Here is a 19,080-nt window from a genome sequence, read left to right on the forward strand (position 1 = left end):
GGGGCAACGGCGGCCGCTGGAGGGATCGCGACCAAGCGGTGTTGCGCCTCTTGCGGCAGCAGGGTGTGCCGCTGCTGGCCCTCGGGCTGACCGCCAGCGGCCAGCCCCGGCATCCGCTCTATGCCGCCAAGGCTGCGCAGCCGCTGCGTTTGACCCATTCTGGGGAAGAGCTTCGGCCTGGTTGAGCGCCTCGATGACCCGCACCCCCAGCCGCTATGCGATCCATCTGCTGCTCTCCGGGGGGCATGAGCAGGTGGTGCACTTCCCCAGCCTCGATGCGTTCCAGCAGTGGTACGGCACGGTCCTGAACGCCGGCCCGGCCGATGCCTTCATCAACGTCCCGATCACGGAGTTGCCCGATGAGTACCTGGTGGTGCGCCCCAGCGCCGTGAAGGGGATCCGAGTGGAGCCGGTCTTCGGTGCCCTCGATGACGATGACTTCTGAGCTGATCTGGGGCTTTTCGTTTTTTGCCGGTGCCCTGGCCCAGCTGATCGCACGCCTGAGTGGCTGGCCTTCGGTGGTGCTGCTGCTGGCGTCGGGGCTGCTGATCGGTGATGCCGGACTGGATTGGGTGCAGCCCGAGCGCCTGGGGGGAGGGCTGGAGTCCTTGGTGGGCTTGCTGGTGAGCTTGGTGCTCTTTGACGGTGGCCTGAATTTGCGTCTGGCTGGCCGCGACCTGCAGCGCACGGTGCTGCAGTTGGTGCTTACCCGTGGTCTGCTCGGGCTGGTGGGCGGAGCCCTGCTGGCCCATGAGCTGGCGGGGTTGTCCTGGCCCTTGGCCTGGGTGTTTGGGGCCATCGCCCTGGGGACAGGGCCCACGGTGATCACGCCCTTGGTGCAGCAGATGCGTCTGGTGCCGCGCCTTTCGGCGGTGCTCGAGGCTGAAGGCCTGATCCTGGAGCCGGTGGGGGCCGTGCTGGCCCTGCTGCTGCTGCAGTTGGCCCTGGGTGATTTGTCCCAGTGGGATCAGGTCCTGCCGCTGTTGCTGCTGCGCCTCGGCGGTGGGGTGTTGATGGGTGGTTGTTGCGGCTGGCTTCTGGTCCTGGTGCTGCAGCGCCTGCCGAGTGAGGCTGAGGGCCTCCGGTTGCAACTGAGCTTGGGGGTGCTGTTCCTGTTGGTGAGTGGCACCCAGGTGCTCTTGCCGGAGGCGGGGCTTCCGGCGGCAGTGTCGGCGGGGATCGTCGTCGGCCTGCGGCTCAAGGACGAAGCGAGCAACCTCGATGCCCTGATTGCCCACCTGGCCCAGCTGGCGATCACGGTGCTCTTTCCTCTCTTGGCCGCGGATCTCTCCTGGGCTGAGCTCTCGCCCCTGGGCTGGGGTGGTGTCAGCTGTGTGGCCGCCTTGATGCTGTATCGCTGGCTAGTGGTTCAGGCCGGTTCGGTGGGCCTGCCCGGCCTGAGTTGGGGCGACAAGTTGATGCTCAGCTGGGTGGCGCCGCGGGGAATCGTGACGGCGGCCGTGGCCAGCTTGTTTGCCCTGAAATTGAGCGCCGCCGGGGTGAGTGGCGGCGGTGCTCTGAAGGGCCTGGTGTTCCTGACGATCTTGATCACCGTGGCGGTGCAGGGGCTGTCCGCTCCCCTGCTGGCACGGCGCTTGGGGCTCGTGGAGAGCGACCTAGAGGCTGCGCTCGATGCGAGCCCTGGCCTCGCCACTGGGCTGGAGCAGCAACCAGGTGGTGAGCAGGTCGGGACCTTGAAGGCTGCCGAGTAGGGCGGCCCGCAGGGTCTTCATCAGGACGCCTTTCTTGACGCCGGCATCGGCCACGGCCTTGCCCAGCAGTTCTTGGGCGGCCTCGGCTGTCAAAGCGCCCTCGGGCAGATGCTCGAGCAGGGCCTTAAGGGCGGAGCGGGCACCGTCAAGCTCGAGTTGCTTGAGGGCGGCCTCGCTGAGTTCGGGGCGCTCAAAGAAGGGACGGGCCTGCTCGATGCCGTCCTTGAGGGTGACCAACGAGGGACCGAGCAGGGAGCAGAGTTCCTGGAGCCAGCTGGCGTCGCTGTGGCTCCAGCCCAGGGCCTTCCATTGGGGCTCGAGTTCAGCGAGAAGTTGCTCGGGGCTGCGCTCATGGAGCACCTGGCTATTGAGCCAGTTGAGCTTGTCCCAGTCGAAGCGGGCTCCAGCTTTGTTGACCCGATCAAAGCCAAAGACCTGGGCCGCGTCGCTCAGGCTGAACCGCTCTTCCATGCCCTCCGGTGGCGACCAGCCCAGCAGGGTCATGTAGTTCGCCAGGGCCTCAGCGGTGTAACCCTGCTCGCGGAAGTCATTGACCGAGGTGACGCCGTCGCGCTTGGAGAGCTTCTTCCCTTCCTTGTTCAGGATCAGAGGGGTGTGGGCAAATTCGGGGACGGGTGCACCGAGGGCTGCGTAGAGCAGCAGCTGCTTGGCGGTGTTGGCGATGTGGTCCTCGCCGCGGATGACATGGCTGATGGCCATGGCGGCGTCATCCACGACCACCACCAGGTTGTAGAGGGGGTCGCCGATTTGATCGGCCGGAGCGCGACGGGCAATGACCATGTCGCCGCCCAGGTCGCTACCGGACCAGCGCATGGCGCCGCGGACCAGGTCGTTCCAGGTGATGACGGCCTCGTCATCAATGCGAAAGCGGATGGTGGCCTCGCGGCCCTCGGCGATGTAGGCCTGCTCCTGCTCTGGGCTGAGGTCGCGGTGGCGGTTGTCGTAGCGGGGGGCGCGGTTGGCGGCCGCCTGCTGCTCCCGCATTTCAGTGAGCTCTGCTTCGCTGGCATAGCAGCGATAGGCCTTGCCGGAGTCCAGGAGCTGCTGAATGGCGGCGCGATGGGCCTCGATTCGCTCGCTTTGGATCACGGGCTCCGCGTCCCAGTTGATCCCCAGCCACTTCAGCCCTTCAAGGATGTTGGCGGTGTATTCCGGCTTGCTGCGCTCCTTGTCGGTGTCTTCGATCCGCAGCAGGAACTCCCCACCGAGGTGACGGGCGAAGAGCCAGTTGAAGACCGCCGTGCGAGCGGTACCGATATGAAGCGTTCCAGTCGGGCTGGGGGCGAGACGCACACGGACCGCCGCTCCAGTTCCAGTCACTGGCGTTGACCTCAAGGTGGAAACGGGACTGACGGGATTCGAACCCGCAACTTCCGCCGTGACAGGGCGGTGCTCTAACCGGTTGAACTACAGTCCCTTGAGCGCTCTAAGAGCTCTCTCCGTCTGGGATTTCAAGGCCCCAGCCGTGTCGCGTTTGCGACCTCAAAAGTATCCGTTGTCGCCCTGCCCTCCGTCAACACACTCAGGGCCTGAGCCGGCAAACCTTGTGAACTGGCCCTGGTTTTGGGCACAAAAAAACCCGCCAAGGGCGGGCTTGAGATGGTGATGAGCGGAGCTCAGACGATCAGGGGCGGAAGCCGGCGGGTTCGATCAGGCGGACCTGATTGCCACGGGCGGTGAACTCACGGCCTTGGTCGCTCTGGACGACGACACGACCGCCGGATTTGACGCGGATCACCCGGGCACGAACCCAGCCGAGGGCGGCGGATTCCAGAACCTTGACCACATCACCGGGCTGTAGATCCAACTCCATGTCCGGAAACGAGAGACTGCAGGTAGGGGACATCGAACGCGCCGTGGAGGACTTGAACCCCCGACATCAGGTTTTGGAGACCTGCGTTCTACCAACTGAACTAACGGCGCAGGGCCGATGTCCCCTCTTCAAAGACTTCTGCTGAGCAGAGGTCTTCAGTGGCCACTCCTGGGAGAAGTGGCCGATGTGCTGGAGGCGGTGAGCCTCAGCGATCGAAGCGCTGCTTGACGCGAGTGGCTTTGCCCACCCGGTCGCGCAGATAGAAGAGCTTCGCCCGACGCACCTTACCGCGGCGCTCCACCTTGATGGAAGCCACTTGGGGGCTGTGGATCATGAAGACGCGCTCCACGCCGACGCCCTGGAAGATGCGGCGAACGGTGATGGTCTCGTTGAGGCCGCCGTGGCGCTTGGCAATGATCACGCCTTCGAAGGGCTGGATGCGCTCCTTGTTGCCCTCGGTGATGCGCACGCCGATCCGGACGGTGTCGCCGACGTAGATGTCGGGGAGCTCCTTGGGGTTCTTGGCGATCTGCTCGGCCTCAAAGGCCTGCATCAGGGCGTGGGCGCTGAGCTTGCCCACAGTGGCTTTTGCAGCAGCAGGCTTTTCGGCCACAGCTACGGCGGAGTCAGTTGCAGCCTCGGTGCCGGCGGCTTCCTGGGTCTCTTCGTTCTTGATCTCGTCGGTCATGTCCTTGGAATCCGCTGCCATCCCAGCTCCGTTAAAACGCCTGGCCAAACAACCAGTGTACTGGCTCAAGGTGCCCCCGAATTCCGGGGGCGCAGACGCCACAGCCGGCGGATTGCCAGGGTGGTGCCTGTGACCAGCATCCATAGCAGACCGAGCCCGTTGAGCAGCACGTAAATCGGCTCCGCGGTGGTGCCCAGCCATTCCCCTTCGTGCAGGACCATCAGCCAGTGCACCTGGTCCCGGCCGAAGCCGCCCCAATCCTTCAGAAGCCGATAGGCCATTCCGCTGCAGACGGTCAGCAGCAGCGGCAGCACCACCAGCGGAGCGATGGCGGCATGGAGGCGCCGCATCCAGGCCAGGGTTGCTTGCATGCGGCACAGTCCAGGGCTCAGGTTCTAACTTGCAGAGAGCAGGCCTGCACTGGCGCGATGAACCTCTTTGCTGATTTGCTGGCCGCCACCCAGAAAGAACAAGGTCAGGTGCCCCAGTCGGCGGTGACCCAGACCGGCCCCCGGATTCAGAAAAGTCGCCGCGGTGTCGAGGTCAAGAGCGCGCGTGAGATCGAGACGATGCGCCAGGCCAGCCGGATCGTGGCCACGGTCCTGCGGGAGATCATGGAGTTGGCCCAACCGGGCATGACCACAGGGGATTTGGACGCCCACGCGGAGAAGCGCATTCGCGAGATGGGTGCGACGCCCAGCTTCAAGGGCTACCACGGCTTTCCCGCCAGCATTTGCGCCTCGATCAACAACGAGGTGGTCCACGGCATCCCCAGCAACAAGCGGGTGATTAAGGCCGGTGACCTGGTTAAGGTCGACACCGGTGCCTACTTCGACGGCTACCACGGCGACAGCTGCATCAGCCTGTTGGTCGGTGAGGGTGCTTCCCAGGAGGCCCAGGACCTGGCACGGGTGGCCCAGGAATCACTGATGAAGGGCCTGGCGACGGTCAAGGCGGGCAGCACCCTGCTGGATCTGGCCGGTGCGGTTCAGGACCACGTCGAGGCCAATGGTTTTGCGGTTGTGGAGGACTACACCGGCCATGGCGTGGGCCGCAACCTGCATGAGGAGCCCTCGGTCTTCAACTACCGCACCCGGGAGCTGCCGAACATGAAGCTGCGCCCGGGCATGACCCTCGCGGTGGAGCCGATCCTGAATGCAGGCAGCAAGGTTTGCCGCACCCTGAAGGACCGCTGGACCGTGGTGACCGTTGACGGCAGCCTCTCGGCCCAGTGGGAGCACACCATCGCGGTGACCAGCGACGGCTGCGAGATCCTGACCGACCGCGACTTCTAGGGCCGGCTGCTGACCAGCCGGAAGTAGGCCCAGCGACTGAGGGTCGCAAGGGGCATCAATAGATAAGTCAAAGGGTTTGGTGTGACGATCACCAACCCCAATCCCCAGTGGGTCTGCCGCAGGATTTCCCGGGCGACAAACGCAGCAGACATCAGCCCGATGGGATTGAGGGCGGAGCGAAATGGGCCGAGGACCAGCCGGCGGATTCGGAAGGTCGCCGTGGCCAGGTCCAGGCTCCGCAGGCTCAGCAGTTGGCCCTGCAGCCGTTTGCTGATCTCGTAGAGCGGGCTGACCGCCGCTTGGATCTCGGCCTCGGAGGTGTTGATCCAGACCTCCCGTTTTTGCGTGCCGTCGTCCTGCTGGGCGTAGAGCTCGAGCAACCTCCAGCTGCTGAGGGCATTGACCTCGAGCGATCGCACGACCGCTTCGGGGCTGCGCTCGCCATGGCAGTTCACACCATGGTTGATCACCAAGATGTCGGCCCGCGCCAGCACGTCGCTCAGGGCCTGCTCCTGGCCCACGCTCCAGCGCACCTGTTCGAGGGGGACGGGGTCCCCATTGGCGCGTTCAATGCGTAGCGGTCGATCGCTGCTGGTCAGGGCGATCAGCTGCGCTCCCTCCGCGTCGAGCTGCTGCAACAGGGCTTGGCCCAGGCTGCCGCTGGCTCCAGTGAGGGCAACGGTGCGTCCTTGAAAGCGCGGCAGTCCCATGCAGCGGTGGGCGATGGCCTCAGCTTGCGCCATCCTCGGTGCAGAGGACGGTGCTTGGCATGTCGGCGGGGCTGGTGGCCTTGTTCGCTCCCTATTGCCAGGGGAGCGCGCGCCCGGCGGAATTGGAGCGTGCTCTGGAGACCTTGGCCTGTGGCTCCTGCTCTGGGGTGCGTCAGCTCAAGCCCGCTGGGCAGCGGCCCTTTGAGCTGCGTTGGCGGGCGGGGGTGGCCCCTTCGGAGCCGGCGCAGTTGGAGTTGGTGGTGGAGGCGGATCCGACCCGTCCGTCACCGGCACTGCCTGGGGCGAACTACGCCTGTTCGGTGGCCACCTCTCAGCTGGTGCTCTGGCTGATGGATTGCAGGGAGCAGGACGGTTCGATGGATCTGCCTGAGAGCTTCTGGCAATGGTTGTTGCTTGGACTCGATCCGCCCCCCGGCACCCCTTAGATTCGATTGAACAACTGGGTTGACATGGGCCAGGGCAACGCGGCGAATCACGCTTGTTCCCCCGCCCTGCTGATCGGTTCCTGTGCGCCCTTCAGTGGCAAATCGGCGGTGGTGCTGGGCTTGGCCCGCCAGCTGCTGCAGCGTGGAGTGAGCGTTCGGCTGGGCAAACCCCTGGCCGATAGCGCTGAGGGTTCCGACCCGCTGATCGACGATGACGTGCGCTTCGTCGGCCAGATCCTGGGACTCAAGGATGACCAGCTGGTCCCTTCGGTTCATCTCAAGGACGCCGAAGCAGCTCGGGCGCGTCTGCTGGATGGCAACCTCCAGCCAGGGGCTGGATTCCAGCGGCTGCAGCAGCAACTGCAGTCCTCGAGCGAGGGGCTGACCTTGATGGAGGCCTCAGGCAGCCTCAACGATGGCCGTCTCTATGGACTGAGCCTGGCCCAGGTGGCCCAGGGCTTGCAGGCGCCAGTGCTGCTCGTCCATGCCTGGGACGACAGCAGCAGCGTTGAGCCCCTGCTCGCCGCGCGCGATCAACTGGGTCAGCTGCTGGCTGGGGTGGTGCTCAATGGAGTGCCCCCCGCCCAGGTGACGGCCCTACGCGCTGATGTGGTCCCCGCCCTCGAGCGGCTTGGCCTGCCGGTGCTGGGGGTGATGCCCCGCTCACCGCTGCTGCGCAGCGTCACCGTCGAGGAATTGGCTCGCCGCCTCGATGCCCGGACCCTGTGTTGCCCTGAGCGGCACGATCTTCTGGTCGAGACCCTGTCCATTGGTGCGATGAACGTGAACTCCGCCATGGAGTTCTTCCGCCGCCGCCGCAACATGGCTGTGGTCACGGGTGCGGACCGTACCGATATTCAATTGGCTGCGCTGGAGGCCTCGACCCAGTGCTTGATCCTCACGGGTGCGGGTGAACCGTTGCCCCAGTTGATCTCCAGGGCTGAGGAACTTGAGGTTCCCTTGCTCAAGGTCGACCACGACACCTTGACGACCGTTGGGGTGATCGAAAACGCCTTCGGTCAGGTCCGGCTGCATGAATCGGTGAAGGCCACCTATGCCTTCCGCCTTGTGGAAGAGCATTGCGATTTTGAGCGGCTTTTCAGTCGCCTACGGCTGCCAGTCCCTGCGTAATCACTGCTAGTTTCGAAACGTCAGCTGGTGCTATGCGTTGACCCGGTCTCTTGATTTGCCGGCCCTCGACCGGATTGACACCCTGGCTCAAGAGCTGGCGATGCTCCAGGACCGGAGTAAGCGTCGCATTGCCATTCTCGGCAGCCGCCATGTGCCGGTGGTTTCGGTCCACCTGGTGGAGTTGGTGGCCCGCTCCCTGGCCCAGGAGGGGCACAGCTTGATTACTTCGGGCTCCCAGGGCGTGAATGCCGCTGTGATTCGCGGTGTCCTGGAAATCGACCCGTCACGGTTGACGGTGCTGCTGCCGCAAAGCCTCGATAGACAACCCCGGGAATCCCGCGAGCAGCTCGATCGGGTTCTGCACCTGGTCGAGAAACCGGAGAACGACGAACTGCCGTTGCCGATGGCCAGCAGCCTCTGCAACCAGGAGATCATTCGCCGCTGCGATCAGCTGATTTGCTTTGCCTTCCATGACAGCGAGACCCTGCTGGCGAGCTGCCGAACCGCAGAAGACATGGGAAAGGTGGTCAGCCTGATGTTCTTCGACTGACCCTTTTGCTCAGTTGGCCGCGGCAATGACGGCCTGCAGTCCCTCCCAATAGAGAAGACCGGCGCAGGTCATGGCACCGGCCCAGCAGAGGGAGCGAACGGGCGGAAGGTTGGCGACGTAGGCAGCGATGTAGCCCAGCCGCAGGGCCGGATAGATCCAAGCGGCGGCGATGGCCACCGGTGAGCTGACGCCGGTCATCAGGCAAATCAGCGCGGCCGGGGCATAGAGGGTGAAGGCCTCAAAGCTGTTGAGGTGGGCCCAGTTGGCCCGCTTGCCCCAATCCGGCAGCCGCTCGGCCATGGCCCGGGGGGCGGCCCGGTCGCTCAGTTGGAAGTCGGCCTTGGAGCGGGCCGCGCCGAGGGGCACCAGGCTGGAGACCACAACACCGGCGCTGAGGAACAGCGACCAGGCAAAGGCGGGATGCATCGGGGCCAACGGGCTTGGGTTGCCTCCTTTTCTAGGCTGAGCCCGGTTCACCCCGCGCGACCGCATGGCCTCCAGCTACTCCTTCGACGTCGTCTCCGATTTCGATTGGCAGGAATTGGTGAACACCCTGGACCAGGTGCGCCGCGACGTCTCGACCCGCTACGACCTCAAGGATTCGGGCACCGAAGTCGACCTGGAGGAGACCAGCCTGACGATCACGACCGCAAGCGATATGACGCTGCAGGCGGTTGAGGATGTGCTGCGTCAGAAGGCGACCAAGCGCAACCTCTCGCTCAAGATCTTCGACTTCCAAACCCCTGAGCCCGTCGGCGGCAACAAGGTCAAGCAGGTGGTCAAATTGCGCAAAGGCCTCAGTCAGGAGCTGGCAAAAAAGCTCAGCAAAACCATTCGCGACGAGCTCAAGAAAGTCACGGTCGCCATTCAGGGTGATGCCCTGCGGGTAACCGGCAAAAGCAAAGATGACCTTCAGGCGGTGATTCAGCTGCTGAAGGACCAGGACGTCGAAGTGCCCCTGCAGTTCCAGAACTACCGCTAGAGGCAGCGTTTCTGTCAGCCCATGACCCGCTCAGGCTGGCGTTTTTGGATCGATCGGGGCGGCACCTTCACCGATGTGGTGGCCAGCAGGCCGGATGGGGAGCTGGAGGTCTTCAAGGTGCTCTCGGAGCAACCCGACCATCCGGGGGATCCGGCGGTTCGGGTGATTCGTCAGTGCCTGGGACTGGGGACGGAGCAGCACGTCATTCCCCCGGGGCTCGTGGCAGAGGTTCGCCTGGGGACCACGGTGGCCACGAATGCCTTTTTGGAGCGCGGCGGTGCGCGCACCCTGTTGCTGATCAACCAGGGCTTCGCTGATCTGCTGACGATTGGAGATCAACACCGGCCTGATCTCTTCGCCTTGGCCATTCGCCGTCCGCAGCCGTTGCAGGGCCGGGTGATTGAGGTTCAGGGCCGCCTGGCGGCCGATGGCCAGGAGCTTGAGCCCCTGCTGTTGGATGAGGAACTGCGGGCTGCCGTTCAGGCGGCGAAGGAGGATGGCTACAGCAGTGTTGCTGTTGCCTTGCTGCATAGCACCACCAATCGGAGCCATGAGCAGCAGCTTGGCTCTTGGTTGGAGCCATTCAGCTTTGATCAGATCGCGCTCTCCCATCAGGTCAGTCCCCTGCCGCGCCTGGTGCCGCGGGGGCAGACCACGGTGCTGGAGGCGTCCGTGGGTCCGGTGCTGCAGGGCTATCTGCAGCAGGTGCAAGAGGCCCTGGGCCGCCATGTGCCGCTGCGGGTGATGCAGTCCAGTGGTGTCTTGGCTGCCCCAGCAGCGCTGCGCGCCAAGGACACGATCCTGTCGGGGCCGGCCGGGGGGCTCGTCGGTGCGGTGCGCACGGCGGCGGAGGCGGGCTTTGGCCGCATCGTCGGTTTTGACATGGGCGGGACGTCGACGGACGTTTGCTACTGCGATGGGCCCTGGCCCCGCTTGGAGCAGGTGGAGCTCGAGGGGCTGTCGATTCAGGCGCCGATGCTGGCGATTCACACCGTGGCCGCCGGCGGTGGATCGCGCCTCCAGTTCGATGGTGTGCGCCTGCGGGTCGGTCCCGAGTCGGCGGGGGCGGATCCCGGTCCGGCTTGCTATCGCCGCGGTGGGCCCCTGACCATCACCGACGCCAATCTGTTGCTCGGGCGGCTGCAGAGCGAGCAGTTCCCCGCGGTGTTCGGCCCCAAGGCTGATCAACCGTTGGATGGGAGTGTTGTGCGGTCGCAGTTCGACGCCCTTGGCGAGCGCTTGGGCTGCTCCGCCGAGGCGGCGGCCGAGGGGGCTCTGGACTTGGCCTTGGAGCGGATGGCCGAGGCGATTCGCCGCATCTCGATCCAGCAGGGCCATGACGTGCGGGAAGCCGTGCTCTGCTGCTTCGGTGGCGCGGGCGGCCAACACGCCTGTGCCCTGGCGGAGCGGCTTGGGATGCAGCAGGTGCTTCTGCATCCCTTCGCTGGGGTGCTGTCGGCCTACGGCATTGGCCTGGCGGATGAGGGGCAGGTGTGGGAAAAGTCCTGGGGGCGTCCGCTCTCAGCAGGCGGCTTGGCTGCACTGGAGGCGATCACCGCTGAACGGATCCGTGCGGTCCCCGCGTCTCCCCAGCTGCAGCGGACCCTGCAGTTGCGCTTACCAGGCCGGGACCAGTGCCTAGCGGTGCCTTGGCCCCAGCCCTGCCCGGGCCCCGAGCGGCTGCGGCAGCAGTTCATCGCCCAGTTCCAGCAGCGCTACGGCTACCTCCCCAGCGGCGATCGGCCCGAGATCGTCGTCGATCGCCTCAGCCTGGAGTTCAGCTGGCCCGGTGCCATGGCTCGCCCCCGCTCCAGCTATGCCGTCGCCGCCGAGCCCCAAGGGCCCGGGAGCGTCTCGGTCTTCTTGGAGGGGGCCTGGAGGTCCGCCGCCCTTTGGCAGCGCGCCCAGATCGCCCCGGGTCAGTGCATTGAGGGTCCGGCCTTGATCTGTGAGGCCACAGGCACCAACCTGCTGCCCGCGTCCTGGCGTGCTCGCTGCCTGCCTGGGGGCGAATTGCTCTTGAGCCGCGGTGCAGCGGCTGGTCTTCAGTCCAGCAAGGCCCAGACCACTGATCCTGACCCGGTCAATTTGGAGTTATTCGGCCATCGCTTCATGGCGATTGCTGAGCAGATGGGCACCCGTCTGCAGCAGACCAGCGTCTCGGTGAACATCAAAGAGCGCCTGGATTTCTCCTGTGCCCTCTTTGACGGGCGGGGACGTCTGGTGGCCAATGCGCCGCACATCCCTGTTCACCTGGGCTCCATGGGGGAGAGCGTGTTGTCCCTGATGCGGGCCGTCGAGCAGGGGGAGCTCGAGCCCCTGCAGCCCGGGGATGCGGTCGTCTCCAACAACCCGTTCAATGGCGGCACCCATCTGCCGGACCTCACGCTGATCACGCCGCTGTTTTCCCCCTCAGGCGGTGACCAGCCCGTGGCCTTCGTCGCCTCCCGCGGCCACCACGCCGATGTGGGAGGGATCACGCCTGGATCCATGCCATCCAGTAGTCGTTCGATTGCGGAGGAGGGACTGCTGTTCGACAACGTCCCGCTGGTGCGGGGCGGCCGCCTGCTGGAGCAGGCCTGGCGGGAGCGGCTGGCCCACGGGCCCTGGCCGGCCCGCAACCCCGATCAGCTGCTGGCGGATTTGCAGGCGCAACTGGCGGCCAATGACCTCGGGGTTCAGCGCCTGCTGGCCTTGATGGAGGCGGTGGGTGAAGCGCGGGTGCTGTCCTACATGGGGCACGTCCAGGATCAGGCGGCCGCAGCGGTGCGTCAGGTCCTCAGTCGACTGTCCGATGGCGAGGCGCGGGTTCCGCTGGATGCCGGCCCGGAGATCGTCGTTCGCCTGTCGGTGGATCGCCAGCAGCGCCGCGCTCGGATTGATTTCAGCGGGACCTCTGCTCAGATCGAGGGCAATCTCAACGCCCCCTTGGCGATCACCAAGGCTGTGGTGCTCTATGTCTTCCGCTGCCTGGTGCGCGAGCCGATTCCCCTGAATGCCGGCTGTTTTGATCCCTTGGAACTGGTGGTGCCGGAAGGCTGTCTATTGAACCCCCGGCCCCCAGCCGCTGTGGTGGCGGGGAATGTTGAGACCTCCCAAGCGGTGGCCAATGCCCTGTTTGCAGCGGTGGGGGCGCTGGCTGCCTCCCAGGGCACGATGAATAACTTGAGCTTTGGCAATTCCAATTGCCAGTACTACGAGACGGTGTGCGGCGGAACCGGAGCTGGCGAGGGGTTTGCGGGTGCCGATGCGGTGCAGAGCCACATGACCAACTCCCGCCTGACGGATCCAGAAATCCTGGAGCAGCGCTTACCGGTGCGGCTTGAGCAGTTTGCGATTCGCGCCGGCAGCGGGGGCATCGGCTGCTGGCCCGGTGGTCATGGCGTGGTGCGGACCCTGACGGCCCTGGAGCCCTTGACGGCCTCCCTGCTCAGCGGCAGTCGCCTGGTGCCCCCCTTCGGTCTGGCCGGTGGCGGCGCTGGGGCCTGCGGTCAAAACAGCTTGCGGCGGGCAGGCTCTGCGCAGCTGGAGCCCTTGCCGGGTTCTGCGCTGGTGGAGCTGCAGCCCGGTGATCAACTCCAGATGGCGACCCCCGGTGGCGGCGGCTATGGAGCAATGGAGCCATGAGACGACACTCCCCCTTCGCCATGGCTGTGGCCTGCCTCGCCCTGGCCTTCCCCAACGCGGCCGGGGCGAACCTCTTGCAGGAGCGCAGTCAACGCTTCCATCCTGTTGAGTCCTCCGCCGGAGTCGTGGCAGCCCAGGAGGCCCAGGCCGCGGCGGTGGGTGCTGAGATCCTGCGCCGGGGCGGTAATGCCGTCGATGCGGCCGTCGCGACGTCCTTTGCCCTGGCGGTGACCCTGCCCCAGGCGGGCAATTTGGGCGGCGGCGGCTTCCTGTTGCTTTGGCTGCCCAAGCGGGGGCCGATTCGCACCTGTGCGGCGGTGACCCGGGGACCCGAGCTTCCCCAGGCCATCAGCCTGGGCCGAGGTGAGGCCGTGGCCCTGAACTTCCGAGAGAAGGCCCCACTGGCGGCCCGAGCGGATCTGTTCTTGAACCCCGACGGCACGGTGAATCGCCAGCGGGCCCTGCGCAGCCTCCTGAGCACGGGGGTCCCCGGCACGGTGGCTGGCTTGACCCAGGTGCAACGCCGTTATGGCTGCCTCTCCCTCGCCCAGGTGATGCAGCCGGCGATTGACCTGGCTGAACAGGGTGTTTTGGTGGGGCCGGAGTTGAGTGACTCCCTCCAGGCGGCGGCGCCGTTGCTGAAGGCTGATCCCACGAGCCGTTCCCAGTTCTTCAAGCCTGATGGGGCCCCCTACCTGAGCGGCGAGCGCCTGAAGCAACCGCTGCTGGCGCGCAGTCTGCGCTGCATTGCGGAGCAGGGTGCCCGTTGCTTCTACAGCGGTCCCTTGGCCGAGAACCTGGTCGCTTTGATGCAGGCCCAGGGCGGTCTGATCAGCCTGGAGGATCTCAAGCGCTATCAAGCCCCCTGGATGCGTCCACTGCAGGGGGAACTCCGGGGCTATCCCGTGCTGACGATGCCCCCTCCCAGCGGGGGCGGGGCCACTCTGCTGCAACTGCTCAAGGTCCTGGAGCCGCTGCAGCTTCAGCGCAGCGGTCTGAACAGCGCCGCGACGATTCACCGGATGGTGGAGGCCATGAACCTGGCCTACCGGGACCGCAATCGTCTTCTGGGCGATCCGGACCAGGTGGCGATGCCGCTGGATCGTCTCCTCAGTGATCGCTATGCCGATGCCCAACGGCGACAGATTCGGCTCGATCGTCACCGCCCTGCCACTGAGCTGGAAGCCGAGGTACTGCCGGCCCAGGGCGGCACCAATACGACCCACCTCTCTGTGGTGGACCGCGATGGCGGGTTGGTGAGTACCACCACCACCTTGAATACGGCCTACGGCAATGGCATCAGCGTTCCTGGCGCCGGGTTCCTGCTCAATAACGAGATGGACGACTTCACGGCCAAGCCCGGAGCGCCCAATGCCTACGGCCTGCGCCAGGGCAGCCAGAACGCCATCGCCCCAGAACGCCGTCCCCTCAGCTCGATGACCCCGACCCTGGTGTTCCACGCCGATGGCAGGCCCCTGCTGGCCACGGGCAGCCCAGGCGGAAGCCGGATCATTACCACGGTCCTGCAGGTGCTGCTGAACCGGTTGGTGCATGGCCTCAACCTGGCCTCAGCGGTGGCAGAGACCCGGATCCACAGCCAACTCTGGCCTGATCAAATCAGCACGGAGCAGGGGTTGAGTCCCGACACCTGGCGGCTGCTGGAGCAGCGGGGCCATCAACTCCGGCTGCGTCCAGCGATGGGGTCAGCGAACTCTGCAGAAGTCCGCTACGACGCCGAGAGACTGCTGGGCAGTTGGGGTGTGGCTGACCCCCGTCGACCGGATGCGGCGGCAGTGGTTGAGCGCCCCTAGACGCGCAGCATCGACGGGAGCCAGTTCACCAAGGGCGGGAAGCAGACGATCAGCAGCAAGACCGCGAGTTGAACGCCGATGAAGGGCCAGGCACCGCGGTAGATCGACTGGGTGCTGACCTCGTCTGGAGCCACCCCGCGGAGGAAGAACAGGGCAAAGCCGAAGGGGGGCGAGAGGAACGAGGTCTGCAGGTTCGCGCCGATCAGCACCCCAAACCAGAGCAGGGCCTCAGGTCCCAGCAACTGACGCGCGCTGGGCAGCAGCAAGGGCAAGACGATGAACGCGATCTCAAAAAAGTCGATGAAGAAGCCCAGGGCAAAGATCACTGCCATGCTCACCAGCAAAAAGCCCGCTTTGCCCCCCGGCAGGTTGAGCAGCAGATCGCTGATCAGCTGATCGCCGCCCACGCCGCGGAAGACCAGGCTGAAGGCGGTGGATCCCAGCAGAATCGCCATCACCATCGCGGTGGTGCGCAGGGTGTCGTCGCAGACCTGATTGAGGCCGCGGCGATTCAGTCCCCCCTCCAGGGCCGCCAGGGCCATGGCTCCGATCGCCCCAATTGCTCCAGCTTCGGTGGGGGTGGCCAGGCCAAAAAAGATGCTGCCCAGCACCAGCAGGATCAAGCCCAGGGGCGGCAGCAGCACCTTCAACAGTGCCCTGCCGCTCGGCTGGCTGGAGTCGGCCTCGGCATTGAGGGCTGGTGCCAGCTCCGGCTTCAGGCTGCTGATGACCAGGACGTAGAGCGCGAAGCCCGCGGTCATCAGTACCCCGGGAATCAGCGCCCCCAGAAACAGGTCGCCAACGGAGACCCCCAACTGGTCGCCAAGTACCACCAGCACGATGCTCGGCGGAATGATCTGGCCCAGGGTGCCGGAGGCGGCAATGACTCCCGTTGCCAGGGAGCGGTCGTAGCCCGCCCGCAGCATCACCGGCAGGGAGATCAGTCCCATGGTGGTGACGGTGGCGGCGACGACACCGGTGGTTGCGGCGAGGAGCGCCCCCACCAGCACCACCGCCAGGGCTAGGCCGCCGCGGACTCCTCGCAGCAGTTGGCCCATGGCCACAAGCAATCGTTCGGCGATGCCCGAGCGCTCGAGCATGGCCCCCATGAACACGAAGGCTGGAATCGCAAGCAACGTGAAGTTGCTCATGATCCCGAAGATCCGCTGGGGCAGCGCCGTCAAGAACTGCGGTTCAATCACCCCAACGGCCATCCCCAACAGGGCGAAGAGCACCGAGATGCCGCCCAGGCCGAAGGCCACCGGGTAGCCGCTCAGTAGCGCCAGCACCAGGGCGATGAACATCGCGGGCCCCAGCACCTCGCCGGGGAAAAAGGTGATGACGTAGCCGAAGGCCTCCAGTTCCATCAGCGCTCACGCCTCAGGCGCAGCGCCTGGGCCAGCCCCTGCAGCGCCAACAAGCCAAAGCCCAGGGGGATCAAGCTTTTGATCCAGTAGCGCGGCAGGCCGTTGGGATCCGGCGATTGCTCCCAGATCTGCCAGGACTGCAGGGCGGGTAGCAGCGAGACCAGCAGCACCATGACCGCGAAGGGCAGCAGCAGCAGCAACGTCCCGCCGAGTTCAACCCGCCGTTGTTTGCGGGGGGACCAGCGGCTGTGGAGCACATCCACTCGGACATGGCCATTGCGCTGGAGCGTGTAGCCCAGCCCCAGCAGGAAGGCGATGGAAAACAGGGCCCACTGGGCCTCGATCAGGGCGTTGGAGCTCAGGCTCAGTCCCAGGGCCAGGCCGAGGTAGCGCCCGACCACATTCCAGGCCCCGACCACCAACATCAGCAGGATGGACCAGCGACCAATCCAGGCGGCAGCCTGGTTCAGTCGATCGATCTGATCAGGCCAGTCCACGCGCGCCATCAGCGGGGTTGGCCGTAGCTGAAGCTGGCGTAGGAGAGCTGATTGACCCGGTTCCAGGCCCAGATCTGCTCACGGAAGGTCTTCCAGCCGGCGTAGAGCGTTTTGAAATCCTGGTTCGTCCGTGCCGTGTCGGCGTAGAGCTGGTCGCTGGCCTCGCGGGCTGCCGTCAGGATCGCTTCGTCGTAGGCACGCAATTGGGTTCCGCCTGTCATCAGGCGCTGCAGGGCCTGACCGTTGAGGCTGTCGTAGCGGCTCAGCATCGAGAGGTTCGCTTCGTAGCAGGCCGTGCTGAACATCGCCTGATAGTCCGCCGGAAGGGCGCGCCAGGCGCTCTGGTTCACCAGAGCCGCGAGGGTCGGACCTGGTTCCCACCAGCCTGGGTAGTAGTAGAAGCGGGCCGCCCGGGGGAGGCCGAGCTTCTCGTCGTCGTAGGGGCCGGTCCACTCCGCCGCATCGATGGCACCACGATCAAGGGCCAGGTAGATCTCGCCGCCCGGTAGGACCTGAACGTTCACCCCGAGGGAGGCCATGACCTTGCCCCCCAGGCCGGGGATGCGCATCTTTAGGCCCCTCAGGGACTGGAGTCCCTCCAGTTCCCGTTTGAACCAGCCGCCCATTTGGGCTCCGGTGTTCCCCGCCGGGAAGCTGATCACACCGAAATCGGCGTAGAGGCGATTGATGGCCTCATTGCCGCCACCCTCATAGAGCCAGGCGTTCTGCTGCTGGGCCGTCAGGCCAAAGGGCACGGAGGTGCCGAAGGCCAGCGCGGGGTTCTTGCCGACGTAGTAGTAGCTGGAGGTGTGGCCGCATTCGACGGAGCCGTTTTGCACGGCGTCGAGCACTTCCAGGCCCGGCACTAGTTCCCCGGCGGCATAGGGCTCGATCTGGAAGCTGCCCTCGCTCAGTTCCGCGACCCGGCGGCTGATGGTCTGGGCGCCGCCAAAAATCGTGTCCAGGGAGTGGGGCCAGCTGGTGGCCATGCGCCAGCGCACCTGGGGCCGCGCGACCCCGGAAGCTTCACCAACTTTGCGGATGCGGCAGGCACCCAGTAAGGAGGCAGCTCCCGCGGAGCCCGCCGCTGTGGCCGCAGCCCGCAGCAGGCCCCTCCGCTGCATCGTCAGGCCACCGCGGCGAAGCACTCGCGGAAGGCCGCGATGGTGGTGTCGATGTCTTCGTCGGAGTGGGCCAAGGAGGTGAAGCCCGCCTCAAAGGCGCTGGGGGCCAGGTAGATGCCGCGCTCGAGCATGGCGCGGTGCACCTTGCCGAAGCGCTCCGCATCGGCGGCTTTGGCCTCTTCGAAGTTGCGCACCGGACCCTCGCAGAGGAAGAAGCCGAACATGGCGCTCACCGAACCACCGGTGATGGGCAGACCCGCGCTGCGGGCGCCATCCATGATTCCGGCGATCAGGCGGCTGGTCATCGCTTCAAGGCGCTCGTAGCTGCCGGGTTGCTTCAGCAACTCCAGGGTCTTGATGCCAGCGGTCATGGCCAGGGGGTTTCCGCTGAGGGTGCCGGCCTGATACATCGGGCCGGCGGGGGCCACCATGCTCATGATGTCGGCGCGGCCGCCGTAGGCACCCACGGGCAGTCCGCCGCCAATGACCTTGCCCATGGTGGTCAGGTCAGGGGTGACGCCGAACTTGGCCTGGGCACCGCCGTAGCTGATGCGGAAGCCGGTCATCACTTCATCGAAGACCAGCAGGGCGCCGTTCTCCTTGGTCAGCTCACGAATGCCCTCGAGGAAGCCGGGCTCGGGGGTGATGAAGCCCGCGTTGCCGACGATCGGCTCGAGGATCACACCGGCGATCTCACCGGGGTTCTCAGCAAAGAGTTGCTTGACCGCTTCCAGGTCGTTGTAAGGAGCGGTGAGGGTGCTGGCGGCGGTGGTGCGCGGCACGCCAGGGGAATCGGGCAGGCCCAGGGTGGCCACACCGGAGCCGGCCTTCACCAGGAACATGTCCGCGTGGCCGTGGTAGCAGCCTTCGAACTTGATGATCTTTTCGCGGCCGGTGAAGGCGCGCATCAGGCGCAGCACCGACATGCAGGCCTCGGTGCCGCTGTTGACGAAGCGCACCATCTCCACGGAGGGGACGGCATCGATCACCATCTCGGCCAGCTGGTTCTCGAGGGCGCAGGGGGCGCCGAAGCTCGTGCCTTTCTCCAGGGCGTCGTGCAGCGCGCTGATCACCTCAGGGTGGGCATGGCCGCAGATGGCAGGGCCCCAGCTGCCGATGTAGTCGATGTAGCGGTTGCCATCGACGTCCCAGGCATAGGCCCCTTTGACGCGGTCAAAGACGATCGGCTGGCCGCCCACCGAACGGAACGCGCGCACGGGTGAACTGACGCCGCCGGGCATCAGCTTCTGGGCGGCACTGAAGAGTTCCTGGGAACGGGTGGTGTTGTGCACAGGTGCCGAGACAG

Annotated in this window: 20 protein-coding genes and 2 tRNA genes; 10 read left to right on the forward strand and 12 right to left on the reverse strand. The window is 65.8% G+C overall.

Features of this window, described 5'->3' with window-relative positions; genetic code table 11:
- The 3 genes from CB0205_RS14370 to CB0205_RS14375 form a co-directional block, all read left to right on the forward strand.
- Positions 1-185 (forward strand): DUF1643 domain-containing protein (locus tag CB0205_RS14370; RefSeq protein ID WP_010315756.1); only part of this gene is annotated, 185 nt, incomplete at its 5' end.
- Between the two features lie 8 nt (positions 186-193).
- On the forward strand, positions 194-445 hold the full coding sequence (locus CB0205_RS0106650) for a hypothetical protein (protein WP_010315758.1): 252 nt from the start codon (positions 194-196) through the stop codon (positions 443-445).
- Positions 435-1,712 carry a cation:proton antiporter gene (locus CB0205_RS14375; RefSeq protein WP_043705637.1) on the forward strand — a complete coding sequence of 426 codons (1,278 nt, stop codon included), beginning with the start codon at positions 435-437 and terminating at the stop codon, positions 1,710-1,712. Before CB0205_RS0106650 ends, CB0205_RS14375 begins: the two co-directional genes overlap by 11 nt.
- Here CB0205_RS14375 and gltX read toward each other — a convergent pair.
- From gltX to CB0205_RS0106685, 6 genes are all read right to left on the reverse strand, one after another.
- Entirely contained in the window at positions 1,617-3,053 is a 1,437-nt protein-coding gene (gene gltX, locus CB0205_RS0106660; protein ID WP_010315763.1) for a glutamate--tRNA ligase, read from the reverse strand. The two genes, CB0205_RS14375 and gltX, sit on opposite strands and share 96 nt — an antisense overlap.
- Before the next feature lie 23 nt (positions 3,054-3,076).
- Positions 3,077-3,150 (reverse strand) — tRNA-Asp (locus CB0205_RS0106665).
- 207 nt (positions 3,151-3,357) lie between these two features.
- Positions 3,358-3,546 (reverse strand): hyperconserved protein Hcp, encoded by a 189-nt coding sequence (locus CB0205_RS0106670; RefSeq protein ID WP_006043540.1) that lies wholly within the window; start codon positions 3,544-3,546, stop codon positions 3,358-3,360.
- A 37-nt stretch (positions 3,547-3,583) separates the two neighbouring features.
- A tRNA-Trp gene (locus CB0205_RS0106675) sits at positions 3,584-3,656 on the reverse strand.
- A 95-nt stretch (positions 3,657-3,751) separates the two neighbouring features.
- Positions 3,752-4,255, reverse strand: coding sequence for a 50S ribosomal protein L19 (gene rplS / locus CB0205_RS0106680; protein WP_010315765.1), 504 nt, complete (start codon positions 4,253-4,255; stop codon positions 3,752-3,754).
- Between the two features lie 44 nt (positions 4,256-4,299).
- Positions 4,300-4,605 (reverse strand): hypothetical protein, encoded by a 306-nt coding sequence (locus CB0205_RS0106685; protein WP_010315768.1) that lies wholly within the window; start codon positions 4,603-4,605, stop codon positions 4,300-4,302.
- A 57-nt stretch (positions 4,606-4,662) separates the two neighbouring features.
- Here CB0205_RS0106685 and map point away from each other — a divergent pair, with 57 nt between their 5' ends.
- Positions 4,663-5,529, forward strand: coding sequence for a type I methionyl aminopeptidase (map, locus tag CB0205_RS0106690; protein WP_010315770.1), 867 nt, complete (start codon positions 4,663-4,665; stop codon positions 5,527-5,529).
- Here the strand turns inward: map and CB0205_RS0106695 are convergent.
- On the reverse strand, positions 5,526-6,272 hold the full coding sequence (locus tag CB0205_RS0106695) for an NAD-dependent epimerase/dehydratase family protein (protein WP_010315772.1): 747 nt from the start codon (positions 6,270-6,272) through the stop codon (positions 5,526-5,528). The two genes, map and CB0205_RS0106695, sit on opposite strands and share 4 nt — an antisense overlap.
- Before the next feature lie 26 nt (positions 6,273-6,298).
- Here CB0205_RS0106695 and ebsA point away from each other — a divergent pair, with 26 nt between their 5' ends.
- Genes ebsA through CB0205_RS0106710 form a run of 3 tightly spaced genes read left to right on the forward strand, consistent with a single transcriptional unit; the run spans position 6,299 to position 8,366 of the window.
- Complete coding sequence (ebsA, locus tag CB0205_RS15885) at positions 6,299-6,685, forward strand: type IV pilus biogenesis protein EbsA (protein ID WP_010315773.1); 387 nt, start codon at positions 6,299-6,301, stop codon at positions 6,683-6,685.
- A 24-nt stretch (positions 6,686-6,709) separates the two neighbouring features.
- Complete coding sequence (locus tag CB0205_RS0106705) at positions 6,710-7,816, forward strand: phosphotransacetylase family protein (protein ID WP_010315774.1); 1,107 nt, start codon at positions 6,710-6,712, stop codon at positions 7,814-7,816.
- 37 nt (positions 7,817-7,853) lie between these two features.
- Complete coding sequence (locus tag CB0205_RS0106710; protein ID WP_010315776.1) at positions 7,854-8,366, forward strand: hypothetical protein; 513 nt, start codon at positions 7,854-7,856, stop codon at positions 8,364-8,366.
- A gap of 9 nt (positions 8,367-8,375) precedes the next feature.
- Here CB0205_RS0106710 and CB0205_RS0106715 read toward each other — a convergent pair whose 3' ends face one another.
- The gene (locus CB0205_RS0106715; protein WP_010315778.1) at positions 8,376-8,792 is read right to left on the reverse strand and encodes an MAPEG family protein; all 417 of its coding nucleotides are present in this window, start codon (positions 8,790-8,792) and stop codon (positions 8,376-8,378) included.
- A gap of 64 nt (positions 8,793-8,856) precedes the next feature.
- On the opposite strand from CB0205_RS0106715, the gene CB0205_RS0106720 reads away from it, so the two are divergent.
- From CB0205_RS0106720 to ggt, 3 genes are read left to right on the forward strand one after another with little or no spacing between them, the layout of a single operon-like run.
- A complete protein-coding gene (locus CB0205_RS0106720) occupies positions 8,857-9,348 on the forward strand; it encodes a YajQ family cyclic di-GMP-binding protein (RefSeq protein WP_010315780.1) in 492 nt (163 codons plus the stop codon).
- 21 nt (positions 9,349-9,369) lie between these two features.
- Positions 9,370-12,975 (forward strand): hydantoinase B/oxoprolinase family protein, encoded by a 3,606-nt coding sequence (locus CB0205_RS0106725; RefSeq protein ID WP_010315782.1) that lies wholly within the window; start codon positions 9,370-9,372, stop codon positions 12,973-12,975.
- On the forward strand, positions 12,972-14,786 hold the full coding sequence (gene ggt / locus CB0205_RS0106730) for a gamma-glutamyltransferase (RefSeq protein WP_232197256.1): 1,815 nt from the start codon (positions 12,972-12,974) through the stop codon (positions 14,784-14,786). The genes CB0205_RS0106725 and ggt overlap by 4 nt, the downstream gene beginning before the upstream one ends.
- Here the strand turns inward: ggt and CB0205_RS0106735 are convergent.
- From CB0205_RS0106735 to hemL, 4 genes are read right to left on the reverse strand one after another with little or no spacing between them, the layout of a single operon-like run.
- Entirely contained in the window at positions 14,783-16,153 is a 1,371-nt protein-coding gene (locus CB0205_RS0106735; protein WP_010315786.1) for a TRAP transporter large permease subunit, read from the reverse strand. The genes ggt and CB0205_RS0106735 overlap by 4 nt on opposite strands.
- Complete coding sequence (locus tag CB0205_RS0106740) at positions 16,153-16,659, reverse strand: TRAP transporter small permease subunit (protein ID WP_010315788.1); 507 nt, start codon at positions 16,657-16,659, stop codon at positions 16,153-16,155. The genes CB0205_RS0106735 and CB0205_RS0106740 overlap by 1 nt, the downstream gene beginning before the upstream one ends.
- Positions 16,659-17,774 carry a TRAP transporter substrate-binding protein gene (locus CB0205_RS0106745; protein ID WP_029626182.1) on the reverse strand — a complete coding sequence of 372 codons (1,116 nt, stop codon included), beginning with the start codon at positions 17,772-17,774 and terminating at the stop codon, positions 16,659-16,661. The genes CB0205_RS0106740 and CB0205_RS0106745 overlap by 1 nt, the downstream gene beginning before the upstream one ends.
- A gap of 2 nt (positions 17,775-17,776) precedes the next feature.
- Entirely contained in the window at positions 17,777-19,015 is a 1,239-nt protein-coding gene (gene hemL, locus CB0205_RS0106750) for a glutamate-1-semialdehyde 2,1-aminomutase (protein WP_232197257.1), read from the reverse strand.
- Positions 19,016-19,080: the final 65 nt, after the last annotated feature.

Source organism: Synechococcus sp. CB0205 (genome assembly GCF_000179255.1).
Classification (GTDB): domain Bacteria; phylum Cyanobacteriota; class Cyanobacteriia; order PCC-6307; family Cyanobiaceae; genus Vulcanococcus.